The organism is Amycolatopsis sp. ATCC 39116 (assembly GCF_000231075.2).
In the GTDB taxonomy this organism is placed as follows: Bacteria; Actinomycetota; Actinomycetes; order Mycobacteriales; family Pseudonocardiaceae; genus Amycolatopsis_E; species Amycolatopsis_E tucumanensis.
Genome location: NZ_AFWY03000003.1, coordinates 276,035 through 289,907 on the forward strand (window position 1 = coordinate 276,035; position 13,873 = coordinate 289,907).

General features: G+C 72.3%; 4 protein-coding genes (1 of these 4 only partly in view). 3 read left to right on the forward strand and 1 reads right to left on the reverse strand.

The features are described from left to right. Both AMY39116_RS0305970 and AMY39116_RS0305975 read left to right on the forward strand, forming a co-directional pair. Positions 1 to 10,231 carry the 3' end of an EndoU domain-containing protein gene (locus AMY39116_RS0305970; protein WP_020416785.1) on the forward strand. It extends 42,683 nt beyond the left edge of the window, so only the last 10,231 of its 52,914 coding nucleotides appear in the window; the start codon falls outside the window, past its left edge; the stop codon is at positions 10,229 to 10,231. A gap of 53 nt (positions 10,232 to 10,284) precedes the next feature. Beyond that, positions 10,285 to 11,211, forward strand: a complete 927-nt coding sequence (locus tag AMY39116_RS0305975; RefSeq protein WP_020416786.1) for an SseB family protein — start codon at positions 10,285 to 10,287, stop codon at positions 11,209 to 11,211. Positions 11,212 to 11,217: 6 nt separating this feature from the next. On the opposite strand, the gene AMY39116_RS0305980 is transcribed toward AMY39116_RS0305975, so the two are convergent. Beyond that, on the reverse strand, positions 11,218 to 12,900 hold the full coding sequence (locus tag AMY39116_RS0305980; RefSeq protein ID WP_020416787.1) for a right-handed parallel beta-helix repeat-containing protein: 1,683 nt from the start codon (positions 12,898 to 12,900) through the stop codon (positions 11,218 to 11,220). A 64-nt stretch (positions 12,901 to 12,964) separates the two neighbouring features. On the opposite strand from AMY39116_RS0305980, the gene AMY39116_RS0305985 reads away from it, so the two are divergent. Beyond that, positions 12,965 to 13,858: an SseB family protein gene (locus AMY39116_RS0305985; RefSeq protein WP_027935673.1), complete on the forward strand. Its 894-nt coding sequence runs from the start codon at positions 12,965 to 12,967 to the stop codon at positions 13,856 to 13,858. Positions 13,859 to 13,873: the final 15 nt, after the last annotated feature.

The window sequence follows — 13,873 nt, forward strand, 5'->3', positions numbered from 1 at the left end:
CACGCTCGCCGAGGCGCACCAGCGCGGGTGGGCAGCGCTGGCCGCGGTTCCCGCACGGGCGGACGACCCGATCGCGGCGATGCAGCGCGCCGAGGAACTGGCGGCCCCGATGATCGGCCTGCTGGACTCGATCGGTGCGCGCGCCGAGCGGTTGTCGCGCGAGGTCGCCGAGCTGGTGGCGCGGCGCGAGACCGGTGCGAGCGAGGCCGACCTCGCGCTCACCGAGCGGTACCGGCGGCTCGCCGGCCTGCTGGAGCAGATCCGAACCGCCCGGGACGACCACCAGGCGCAACTGGAACGCGCCGCGGTCGCGCTGGCGCAGCACACGTTGTGGAGCCAGGTCGTCGAGCAGGAGCGGGCGAGCGGCCGGCCGCAGCCGGACGGCGCCTCGGCGACCATTGCCGAGCAGCGCGCCGAAGCCGCGCGGTCGCGCCTGGAACGCGAGCTCCAGCGCGCCGAGGAGCTGCACGTCCCGTTCGCCGCCGCCCTGTCGGAACTCGCCGGGGAAAACCAGGCGCTCGACCGGGTGTACGCGGAACACCCGCGTCTCGTCGCGCACGGCGAGGACATCGACCCGGACCAGGACGCGCCCCGGGCGCTGCGCCCCGACCCTGTCGGCACCAGCGGCAAGCTGACGGTGGCGGGACTGTCCGAACGCGACCTCGCCGCCGTCCAGCGGTTGTTCGACCTCGCCGAGCACCACCAGCGGATCGTGCGGTCCCTGACCGCGCAGGATCTGTCCGGCGCGAGGGCTCGCGACTTCGCGGACAACCCCGACCCGGCGGTGCGGCAGGCGGCAGCCGAGCTCCGAACCCTGGAGGACGAGCTCAAGCGCCTGGTGAGCGGTGACGCGGCGGGCCAGGACCACGGTCTCGGGCTGAACAAGGCGATCAGCCGCAGCGACGCGAGATTCAACCTCCTCGAGGACGTCCTGCTGACGCACCCCCGCTTCCGCGGCCGGAGCACCGACGCCTTCGCGATGCTCAAACTGCTCGCGCAGTTGCGCACCGCGGAGGAGCACCCCGCGCCTGGGTTCGCGCACTGGCTGTCCAGCCTGCGCGAGAAGGGCCTCGGGTTCCCGGGCGCCAAGGGCGTGCTGGACGACCGGATCTACCACGTGTCGGTGACGCAGACCGACCAGTTCCCGGTCACGTCGCTGTACACCCCCGTGCACGAGCAGGAACCGCCCGACCGGCTCGCCGCCGTCGAGCGGTACTACCACAACGTCGACAAGGTCGACTGGTGGTCGGGCACCGAAGAGTCGCGGGGCGGCCGGCTGCCCCGCGCCGGGTTCACCCTGCAGTCCATCGTGGGGCCCTCGCTCGCCGAGATCGAGGCGGGGACGCACCCGCTGGCCGCCGAGTTCCGGTTGCGCAGGAAGGCCGACTGGATCGAGGACCGGTTCGGGGTGACCATCTCCACCGCGGAGGACCTCGAGGAGTACATCCGGGAGCACGGTGATCCCACCGAGGGTGTGGACCTGCCGATGCCGGCGGCGGTGCCGGTGCGGTGGGTCCACGCGGCCCAGTCGGTCGTCGCGGTGCGGCCGGACGCCACCCGCGGTGAAGCCGACGACGCCCGGGACCGGATCCTGGAGGCACAGGTCTCCGCCTACCGGTCGGAGCTGCCCGACGCCGTGGTGCAGATCCGCGCCGCGCTCATGGCGCAGCTCGGCGGTGGTGCGGGTGTGGCCGCCGGGACGCTCGCGTCCCTGCTGGCCGGCCAGGGGCTCAGCACCGTGTTCCTCGTCGGTCGCGGGGTCTACCTCGGCTGGTCCGTCGTCCTCGGCCCGGTCGCGGACTACATCGCGTACGCCAACCTGATCAACGCGCTGATGGACTTCGCGCTCCAGGACGCGGCCCTCATGCGCGGCGGCATCGGCCCCACCGCGACTTCGATCGCCGAGGGTGCACGCGAAGCCGCCACGGCGCTGCAGCCTCTGGCCGAACTCACCGGCAACCGGATGCCGGACGTGCCCCCGGCCGAGCTGCCCGCCCGGCTGACCACCGCGGAACTCGCCGAGTTCCAGGAACTGATCGGGCGCGCCGGCGCGGAGATCGCGGCGCAGCTGGCGGTGGGCGAGTTCCCGCGGACCTACCTGTACAGCACCGATCTGCAGCGGACGTTCGAGCGGATGCGGTCGGCGCGCTGGGAGGACGAGCGGATCGCCGCGCGGGACGCGGGCAAGCAGTCCGTCCGGGACGCCGGCACGCTCGTGCTGGAACTGCCGAGCGGCGAGACGCTGAAGGTCTCGCTGGTGGTGGGAGGTCTCGAGCGCTCGTACCAGATCCTCAAGGGCGGGCACGTGCCCACGCTGGAGCAGCGCTACTGGATCGGCGTCTCGCCCAACACCTACTCCGCCGGGCCCGACGCCATCCGGGCCGCCGTGTCCGAGCAGCTGGTCGACGTCGTGGTCAAGGGCGAGCAGATGTGGATCCAGCCCAGCCTGGCGACCCTGGCGAAGGAGCACTTCGCGACGTTGCCGATGGAAGCCGCGATCACCACCGCCTTCAACCTCGCCGCGGGCAGCCCGGAGCTGATCGCACCGCTGGTCGCGGGCAGCGGCGGAGCCCGCGGCGGCGTGGTGAAGGCACGGCACCGCAACTGGCTGGACCTGATGCTCGCGTACAAGCTGTGGGAGGACGGCGTCCGGGCGCAGCAGGGGTTCCAGGAGATCATCGGCGTCGGCGCCAAGATCCAGGCGGCGGACACGGCGCTGCGGTTGATGGACGCTGCGCACGGGATCGTCCGGGGCGTGCGCGCGGAGATCGACGCGCACCTGCCCACGGAAGCCGCGCGGCCACTGGCGCCCGCTGAGCCGGCCGCGCTGATCGCACAGGCGGCCGGGGAGATGGTCCTCCGTGCCGCGAGCCACCCCGGGGTGAAGGCTGTCCGGTTCCTGACCGCGGAGGAGATCGCGGCCGAAAAGGCGGCAGCCGCGCACGAGGCGGCCAAGAACGCGGTCGCCGCCGCGGAGGAGGCCGGCGAGGCGGAGCTCGCCGCGGCCCGGGCGGAGGCGGCAGCGGCGGAGCGCGTCGCCCGCGAGACGGCGGTGGCAGCGGCGGAACAGGCGAAGCGGAAGGCCGCGGGCGAAGCGTTCACCGAGGAGGAGATCGCCGCGGCGATCCGCGAGGGTGACGGGCTGACGGTGATCATCACTGCCAAACCGCGCCCGCACACCCCCAAGCTGCCGGGCGAGCTGCGGATCACGATCGGTGTCTCCGACGAGCTGCCCACCACGGCCGCGCCGATGACGAGCCACACCGGCATCTACAAGCGGGGCTCGACCGACGTCCGGGAGTTCCTCACGTACCTGCCCGCGCAGTGGGCGGGCACCCTGCCCGCGGACGACCTGGCGCGGTTGGTCCACCGGCAGATCGACGACCTCCTCATGCGCGAGCGCTACCTGCATCGCAGGAGCAGCAGGCAGCTCGCCGCCGCCGCGTTTGGGCAGGCCGCGGGCAGTGGCGCGGTGAACGCCGCGGTCAGCCTCGAACAGGGCAACACCGCGGCCGCCGGGCAGTCGGCCGCGGAGGCCGCCCAGCGGACCGCGGACGGCGCCATGAGGTTCGTGACCACCCGCGCCACCGTCGAGCGGTTCGCGGTCAAGGTGCGCAAGGAAATGCCCGGCGCCGGTGCCACGCCGCGGGCGATGGACGACGTGGCGTGGGCGACCGCCACCGAGGCGCAGGCGGCGGAAACCCGCCTCCGGGCACTGCTCACCGCCCACCTCGACGACGCGGTCCTGGGCGCGAAGGCGCGGGAGATCCTCGACCGGCGCGGCCCCGAACCGGTCCCGCCCGGGACGTTGCTCGAAGAGATCCGCCGGATGCGCGAGACCGGTGAGCTGACGCGCCGCGTCCGGCACCTGGCCGACGCGGAGGACCGGGGCGACAACCAGCTGCTCCTGAAGGTCGACCGGCTGTCGCGGCCGGGCCCCAAGGAGCTGTTCGCCAAGCTGCGCGGCGCGCACCGGCAGCACCTGTTGTTCCAGTTCGTGCCCGGCGAGCCCGGCGGCGCGACGCGCGTGATCCGCAACTCCGTCGACTCGAGCTTCGTCGTCATCGGCGAGGACGTGGACGCCGCGCTGGACCTGATCTCCCGGATCACCGAGGTGTTCCACCGCGGCGCGTTCGGCATGCCGAGCGGGCGTGCGCTGCTGGTCAACGAGCTGGGACCGGGCAACCTCGGCAGCGCGATCAGCCGCGGCACCACCGAAGGGATGCGCCCGGACCCGAGGCCGCGCAACTTCGCCCTGCACGTGCTGGCGGGCGGCCTGTCCAGCTGGGCGAACCAGCTGGTGAACAAGTGGTTCGGGCGCGGGGATTTCATCGCACTCGACCTGTTCCGCCGCGGCTACGCCTACGACGGCGTGGTGATGTCGGCGGACCGCGACCAGCTCGCGCACTACCTCGCGCAGCGGATGGCCGAGTACAGCCGGCGCCAGGTGCTCGACCTGCTGGAGTTCGCCGAGGAGGCGGGCTGGCACGCGCCGCAGACGGTGGCGCAGCTGCGCGAAGTCCTGGAGGACGGCACGCCGGCGGCCGAGGTGTTCGCGCGCCACGGTGTCAGCGCCGAGCAGCTGGAGGAGGGCTGGCGGTGGTCCGACCTCGACCGGCACGTGCGCGAGGCCGGGTCATCGGCAGCGGAGGGGCACCAGGACGGGGAAGGAGACGGCGATGACGACGCTGCAGGTGACCAAGGTGGACGATCTGGCGGCGTTCCCGGGGATCCGGCTACTGGGGCCGGAGGACGGGGATCCGATCGAACCGGGGCTGACGCTGACCGACTCGGCGACTGGTCGCGTCTGGACGGTCCTGTCCGTGGAGTTCCCGACACCGCTGGCGCGCCGCAACGGGTGGACGACGGTGCTGCTGCGACGGACGGGGGAACCGGCGCCGGCCGTGGGGACGATGTTGAGCAACGAGTCCGGCACGACCGCGAACAGCTCCACCTCGCACTGACCGCTCTCGCGCGGCTGCTGCCCGAGTTGCACCTGTCCCGGACGGACGGGGAGCTGCAAGCCCACCTGTCGGGCGTGCCGATCGTGGTGGACTACAGCGATGCCAGGAGCCGGCGCGGTCCACGTCTCATGCCGGCGTTCGCCGGAAGTCCCGCCGGGCCGTCCCGCACCATCCGGCTCGAGCTGGACCCCGGCACCAGGCGGGATCAGGCCATGCTGGAGCTCGCCGGCCCGCTCGGCGAGGCGCGGCACGAACTGCGCCACGAGACCCGGCTCGAGCGGCTGCGTCGCGGCAGGTTGCGCGGCCCGGACGAGGCGATGGCCGTCGACGCCCCGCTGGCCGGACGGCTCCTCACCCTGGACGTGCTCGCGCTCCAGCAGGCCGAGGCCGTCGCCGAGCACGGGGACGGGGCAGTGAGGGGCGATCTGGCCGAGCAGGCCGGGGACATCGTGATCGCGCTGCCCGAGGGCCGGGATTTCGACGCCATCGCCCAGGCGCACTTGCAGCCGCTGACCCGCGCTCTGCTCGCCGAGCAGGAGGACCTCCTCGACCTCGCCACCCGCGAGGAGCTGCGCCGGCTGACGACGGAGGAGCAGCGCAGCCTTCCGGAGCCGGAGTGGGCGGCGCACAACGTCGTCCGCGGCGAGGTCCGCGCAATCACGCGCGAATCGCCGTTCCCGCCGGCGCGTGCGTCGCGGGTGCTCGGTGAGCGCGGTGGCCTGGTGCCCTCGCCCGGCTCGCGGCTGGCGATGGCGCAGGCGGTCCTGAGCGAGGACGGCGAGCGCACCGCGGACGACCTGGCACGTGCGGTGCGGCTGCTCGCGCCGTGGCCGGCCGACCCGGCCGGGCCGCTGGCGCACGCCGACGCCGCGATGGTGCTCCACGACTACTGGATCGGCCTCGACATCGACGTCGCGGCGCGGCGGACGTTCGACGGGTTCGCCGACGGCGACCCCGGCAAGCCGCTGGGCAGCGAGCCGGTCGGCCGCATCGAGGACCGTGGTGGACGGTTCCAGCGCCTGGTCGACGTGCGTCGGTTGGATCCGGCTCAGCGGGCCGGGGCGATCGACGCCGCCTACCAGACAGTCGTGAACGCCCTGGCGCGCACCAGCGGCAACGCGTTCGCCTACGTCGTGGTGCACCGGGCAGGCGCCGAATCGCACGTCACTGCCATCGCCGCCCGCGACGGACAATCACCGGTGTTCCTCGACCCCGCGCACGGCAGGTCCGCGTCCGAACCGTTGTACCGGCACGAGGACGGCGTGTACGCCCTCGACGTCATCGTTCACGGCGGACCGAGCAGGTCCGCGGCGGTGGCCGCCGCCGTGCCGATCAACGGCCTGGAGCTGTCCGAGCTCAGCTCCCGTCCGCCCACCCGGAGCTACCTGGAGGCGATCCCCCAGGTCGATCGCGGCGCCTGGAATAGCCTGGCCGAGCAGATCCACGTCCTCGAGATGATCAACGACGATGTCGCGGCCCACCCCACGTCGTTCCCGCCCGAGGTCGCCGCTCTCTACAATTCGCTGGTCGACGACCGGCCTGCCCGGCTGCAGCTGCGGGCCCTCGCGCACACGACCGGCGACCCGGCCGCGTTCGCGATGGCGGTACGGAGCCTGCAGAGCATCGCCCGGTCGCAGGGAATCCCCGTCGCCGAGCTGCTCACCACGATGTGGGAACGCGAGCTCGGGGTTCTGCCCACCGACGTGGCCACCGCGACACCGCTGCGGTACCCGGCGAGCAAGATGTCCGACGAGGAGTGGATCTACCACGTCCTGAAACTGATCGACGCCGAGAAGCTGACCCCCGCCCAGCTGCTCCGCCTCGGCGAGGTACGGCCCGATCTGCTCGCCCTGCTGAACTCCACGCACGGCGCCGCGGACACCAGCGCCGAGGTCGACGCACCCTACGACGAGCCGGGCGGGCTGCGGCCGGTGATCGCCCGCGCCCTCGAGAAGGTTGCGGAGACTATCAGCGACGCGACCGGCGCGTTCCTGAAGAAGGTGCACCCGAAGAAGTGGGCCCACCTGTTGTGGCGGCCGGGGATCTCGGCGTTCGAGACGTTCCTCGCCGCCCGGTCGATCTACCACCTCGGCAGCCCCAAGCTCCCCGCGATGGCCGCCTTCCAGGGCATCCGCGACGGCGAGCCGTTCGGCTCCGAGCTGGGCGCCGCGGGCCGGGTGGAACAGGTCACCGGCGCGCGGTTCCGCACCTATCCCGGCCAGGATCCGGGCGTCGACGCGCCGAGCGCGATCGAGTTCGCCCTCCGGGACAAGCCCGGGGCGATCGCCCTGATGCTGCACCGGCTCACCGAGGATCCGCACGGGCCGCACGCCGGGGTCGTCGTGATCAACCACGACGGCACGCTGTACTGGCTGACGGACGAGGTGATCAGCGGCAAGCGCGTGTCGCTGCGGCCGCCCACGATCCGGGAGGTTGCCGACCGGACCCGCGAACGCGCCACACGCATCGCGAACGCCGCACAGTCCGCCGTGGCGACCGTTGAGATCTACGCGAAGTACGGGATCGGCCCGCGGATCCGGCCGAGGCAGCTGCTGCCCCAGGAGCGCATGACACGCCGCCCTGGCTACCCGACGCAGTACGGAACCGACGTGCTGGCGATCGACGGCGACGGCAAGCCGGTGCCGCTGCGCGGCACGACCCGCAGCCCGATCAGCCAGCTCCCCCCGACCGCCGAGTACGTCCGCGCGGCGCAGGACCACGAGCTCGCGGAGTGGGTCACCCGGGCCGTCGGGCTGGCCACGTCCGAGGTCCAGCCCGAGCAGCTGGGCGAGCTGGGCGAGGTCCACCGGACCTTGACCGATCCGCGGGCCCGGCGTCAGCTGGTCGCCTGGTTCCACGCGGTCAGCGGCGACCAGGCCCTGCTGCGGCGCGGCCTGGAGACCTTCCGCGCTCGCGCCGTCGACGCGAACCCGGACGTTCCCGCGGAGCAGGCCGTCGAGGAGGCGCTGGCGGCGGAGTGGGAGCGTGGTCTGGGGGCGCTACTCCCGGACGAGCTCTCCCCCGGCGCCGCGCGGTACGCCGCGCCGCGTGATCTCTCCGCCGGGGCCGAAGGGACGCCGCTGGAGCTGCCGGACGACGCGGTGCGGGCGTTCGCGAAACAGACTCCCGTGCTCGCCGAGCTCGTCCGGAAACATCACCTGCGCCGGCCCGTCGGCCAGGCGGTCGATTTGCGGCGCTACCAGCCGGCTGCGCGGGGCCGGATTCCGTCCGCCGAGCGGAGCAGCGTCGCGGACCCCGCCGTGCGGCTGGCGCAGGACCAGGCCGCTGCCCGGGCCGGCTACACCGCGGCCAACCAGGACAACGGCGAAGCCCTCGCGCTGCTGGCGGACCACGAGTTCTACTACACCCCGGACAAGAGTGGCATGGTGCTCGTGCACCGGGCGTTCGGCGAGCTGCTCGACTCCGTTCTCTCGCGTCAGGACCCGCGCCACCCGGCCAATCCGTATCCGCTGGTGTACCGGCCGATGATCCGGAGCGCGGAACAGCCGCACTGGCCGTGGCGTCGCGACGAACGGCCGTTCATGGAGACGCTCGACCCACGCCGGCTCGAGGCCGAGGGGAGCCGCACCGGTGTGGCTTACCAGGTGCTGCGGGCACTGGCCGGAGCGCGGCCGGAGATCATCCGGCAGCGCCTGGTGACGGAGATGCCCAGCATCGGTGATCACCTCGTCCGGTTGCACCTCCCCGACGGAGTGCGCGAGGTGGCCGTGCCCAACGAGTTCCAGATCCCGCCGTCGCCGTCCGCTCCCCGGTGGATGCTGGCCGTGGAGAACGCGCTCATCCACCAGGGTCTGATGGCCGCGCCGCGCTTCGGCAACGCCGACCACGTGCAGCGGGTGCTTGGGGCCGTGTCGGGCCTGGAGGTGACCCAGTCCCACCTGCCCGCCCTCGGCGCCACCGTCGCCGCGCTGGAGAACCTGCTCCCGGCGCTCGCCGACGCCAGGATGCCGCTGATGGCGACGATGCCGCAGGTCAAGCACGGGGTGTATGTGGCGGCCACGCCGGTGTGGGAAGACGGCGAGATCCGGCTGGACATCCCGGACCTGACCGTCCGGCCCACCATCGGAGTGTTCGCCCGGATGCTCGAGCTCGGCGCGCCGCTGGTGCACGGGGTTCCGCCGCTGCCCGGGGAGGCGCCACCGCCGGTTCCGGGCGAGGCGCAGTCCGTTCCCCCGGTGCCGGCCAACGCCGACCCGGGCATCAACCCGGTCGCGCCACGCACGCGCCGCCGCGGCGAGGACTGGGCGGTGTGGAACCGCTTCGACGAAAACCTGCGCGGGGCGGATTCCGCCGGTGTTCCCGCTCCGGGCAAGGCGCAGGTCCACCAGGAAATCCTGAGCATCGTCAACGGCACGGACCGCGACAAGGCGGCGGAGTTCCTCCGCACCTACTGGCGGCAGATGGGTGCCGACGGCGTCTTCCCGCGCCTGAGCACCTCCGTCAAGTACCGCGGGGTGGAGGTCCCGGTGCTGCGACGTCTCGCCGACGGCAGGTTCGTCGTGCACGACACCGAGGCGCCGCCGGTGAAGTCGGAAACCATCGAGGGCAGCCGCAAGGTCGGCCGCCGCGACACGTTGCCGCCCGCGCGGCGCGCGGAAGCGGACCTGCTCGCGGCCGGGCGGCCCGGCCTGCAGGAGTACCTGGCCGAGGCGAACGACGCGATCAAGGGCACGCACCGGCCGGACAGCCGGTTCACCACGCCGCTGGACAAGTTCGACCAGGCCGGGTTCAACGACCTGTCGAGCAACCACTGGAACAACAAGCTCGGCGACATCGCGGCCGAGCACGCGCTGCGCGACCTGCGCAAGGAGTACCGGGAGTCGGGCCGGGGCGACCTGCGGCCGGTCAAGGTCCCGGACCGGGGCGCCAACCACTTCGACTCCGTTTACCGGGACGGCAACGGCGACTACGTGATCGTGGAGGCGAAGGGCCCGAGCGCCGGGCTCAACGTCAACGGCGGCTACGAGCAGGGACACCCGCAGTACGTGCGCAACATCCTTGACGCGATGGAGAAGCGCGGCGGCTACGAGGGCCGCGTCGCCAGGGAGATGCGCGCCCAGCTCGACAGCGGCCGGCTGCGTTACTTCCGCGTCAATGCCGAGGTGGCCAAGGCCGACCTCGGCGATTACACCGAGGACGAGCTGCGCGCCATGCCGGCCGCGGACCGCCCGGTCGACATCTACGCCGGGTACGTCCGCAAGGAGTTCGACCTGAGCATCACGACGACGAAGCCGGCGGTACCGTGAGACCCGACGCCGGTGGTGCACCGCGGACCGACGAGCAGAAGGAAGTGTCTGGAGTGGACTTTCAGTGGCGCCCGGCCAACGAGGTCGAGAGCGGCATGCTGGCCGCGCTGCAGGACAGCGACAGCCGGCGCTACGCCCAGCTGCTGCGCGACGCCCCGCTGTACGTGCCGGCCACCCCGGAGCCGGGGGACCCGTGGCCGATCAGCCTGCCGATGCCCGAGGGCAACCACGTCATCGTGTTCACCTCGGAGGAGTCGCTCGACTGGGCGCTCGGCGGCGTGGTCGACAGCTGGCGCGAGACCACCATCGGCGGGCTGCGCGAGTTCCACCCCGATCACGCCCAGCTCGTGGTGAACCCGGGCATCCCGATCGGCGTGTACCTGGTCCTGGGCGAGGTGGAGGACCTGGCCGAGGGGCGTCAGGAGCTGGTCCCGGTCGAAGACGTGCAGAACGCGATGGTCGACGAGGTGCTGGGCGAGGTCCGCCGCCTGGTGCTGGAGGAGCTGGGCGGCGACGCCGAGGCCGCCGCGGCGCTGCAGCCGGTCAACGAGCTGGAGGAGCGACTGCGCGAGTCGGTGTCCGAACTGGACTTCGACGCGTTCCTGCTCGCGCTGATCGGCGCCGACGTCGTGCTGCCCGCCACCGAGCCGGTCCCGGACCCGGCGGTGATCGAGTCCGGTGAGTTCCCGTGGCGGATCCTCGGTGACGACGAGACCCCGGTGGTGCCGCTGTTCAGCTCGGAGCAGGTACTCGATGTCGTCGCTCCCGGCGGCGGCCCACGCGCCACTGTGTCCTTTTTGGACGTCCTGCTGAACTGGCCGGGGGAGGACCACGTGTTGTGCTTCAACCCGGGCACGAGCATGGAACTGACGTTGCCCGGCAGCAGCGTGCCGGAGCTGGTGTCGGCGATCGCGGAGGCGGCGGCCGCCGGTGGCTCCGCCAACGGCCGGTCCGGAAACGGCGCCGCACCGGGAGCCTGACCTGGGCTAACCCGTGCCGCGCACGGCCTCCAGCAGGTCGTCCAGCGACAACGTCCGCAGGTCGTCCCTCGTCGGGCGCTGACCCAGCGAACGCAGCCGCGTCGACTGGGACTTGCGCATCCGTTCCAGCAGCTTGCGCGCCTCGCGGGCGTTGCCGAAGTTCTGGTCGCGCTCCATCTGCCCGAACCACTCCAGCAGTGCCACGTCCAGGTCCTGGCCGAGCAGGTAGTCGTCGCTGCGGGCCATGTGCAGGCTGATCGCGACGAGTTCCTCGGGGCTGTAGTTCTCGAAGACCAGCGTCTTGTTGAACCGGGACGCCAGACCGGGGTTGGCGTCCATGAACTTCGCCATCTCGTCGGTGTAGCCCGCGACGATCACGGCGACCTCGTCGCGGTGGTCTTCCATCAGCTTCACCAGCGTGTCGATGGCTTCCTGGCCGAAGTCGGCGCCGCTGCCGCTGGAGCGGGACAGGGTGTACGCCTCGTCGATGAACAGCACGCCACCGCGCGCCTCCTCGAACGCCGAGGCCGCCTTCTCCGCGGTGTGACCGATGTACTGACCGACCAGATCCCGCCGGGAGACTTCTTTGAACCGCCCGTTCGGCAGGATCCCCAGCGCCTTGAGCAGCTGGCCGTAGATGCGCGCCACCGTGGTCTTACCGGTGCCGGGCGCGCCGGCGAACACCAGGTGGTTGCTGACCGTGCCCACGGACAGCCCTTCGCTGCGGCGCCACTCGTTGACCTGGATTTCGTCGATCAGCCCGCGCACCTCGGCCTTGACGCTCGCCAGGCCGATCATGCCGTCGAGCTCGCCGAGCAGCTTGTCCACGGTCTCCAGGTCCTGGTGGTTGCCCGTGGTCGCGACCGCGCCCACCGGGACCTTGCCGCGCGCCGGATCGCCCTCGCGGACCTCGGTGCGCGCACCGTCGGCGAGGTGGATGCCCGGCACGGCGGTGTTCTCCACGCGGCAGTCCTCGATCACGCCGCCGCAGCCGCGCCCGACGCTGATCCCGACGCCCTGCGTGTCGTGCACCCAGCACGTGCTGATCGTTGGCGAGCTCTGGTCGGCCACCGCGACCCCGGCGTCGCCGGTCTGCGAGACGTCGCAGCGGTCCAGGCTCGAGTCGCCTGCCTGGTACATGTACACGCCGCGGAACCCGCACCCGGCGATCGTGGTGTGCTGGACCTTCACCCGCGCGCCGAGTCGCAGGATCACGCCGTCGTCGGCGATTTCACGGATCTCGCAGCGGTCGATCACCCCGTCCGACTCTTCGATGACGATCCCGTACTGGGAGCCGGTGACGTGGCTGTTGCGGATCTCGATGCGGTCGGCGGCCGCGACGTCGATGCCCGGCGCGAACCGGGCCGTCGCCGTGCATTCGACGATCTTCACCTGGCCGCCGCGGACGCGGATGGCGGCGTGCTCCTCGGAGGTCAGCTTCAGCCCGATCAGGTCGACCCGGCTGTCGGTCACGGACACGACCGGCTGGTCGGGAAACGGCGAGCTGATGGTGACGCTGCCCGGCTCGCGCGCCGACAGCGTCACGTGCTGGCGTGTGATCGAGATCGGCTCGGGGTACTCACCGGGAGCGATCGAGATGACCGCGCCGTCGTCGGCCGCTTCGAGCGCGTCGCGGATGGTGGGCAGGGCGCCGCGCTGGTCCGGGGCGACGAAGAGGGTGCGTGGCATGGCTTCCGTGGTTCGGCCGACTAGGGTTTGCAGGACAAAAGGTACCCCAGAGAGGCAAGCGCGCGTGGAACCTGTGTGGCAGCCGGACAATGAAATCGAGCACGCACTGCAGGCCGCGCTCGCCGACGGGGACGGCCGGCGCTACGCGCAGCTCCTGCTGGCCGCGCCCGTGTACCTGCCCGTGCTGCCGGCGCGCGGCACACCGGAGTGGGAGGAGCTCGTCGGCCTGCTGCCGCTGGAGCGCGAGCACGTCCTGGTCTTCACCTCGCCCCGGTCGATGGCGGCGGTACTGGGGCCCTTCGCGCAGGAGCACGTCCAGACCACGTTCGCGGAGATCAGGGGGAGCTGGCAGCCGGGCAGCTCGCTGCAGCTGGCGATCAACCCCGGCCTGCCGATCGGCGCGGTGCTGGCCCCGGACGCGCTGATCGCACTCGCGGAGGGACGCGAGCAACTGGTGGCCGCGGCCGACGCGGAAGAGGCCGCGTTCGAAGAGACGCGCCGCCGGGTGCGTGAGCTCGTGCTGGAGGAATTCGGCGCGGGACGGGAACCGGGACCGGTGCCGGCTCCGTCGAACGCACTGGAAACCGCCCTGGTCGCCGCGGTCGGCGGGCAGGACGAGAACGCATACCTGGAGGCACTGGTGAACGGTCAGGTGGTCGTCGCGACGACCCGGCCCGTCCAGGACTCCGATGAGGACCTGCCCTGGCGCACCGCGGGGAGCGGGGACTTCCCGGTCGTCGCACTCTTCTCGTCCACCGCGATGCTCGACCGTCTGGCGCCCGGGCAGCCCTACGCCACCGTGCCCTTCCTCGGTGTCCTGGCGCAGTGGCCGGACGAGTCGCACGTGTTGTGCTTCAACCCGGGCGCGGAAACCGAGCTGATCCTCACCGGCGAGGGCGTGTTCGACCTGGTCGAGGTCGTCGCCGGGGCGCTGTCGCCCGGTGGGGGCGGGGACTAGCGCCAGGTACCCCGG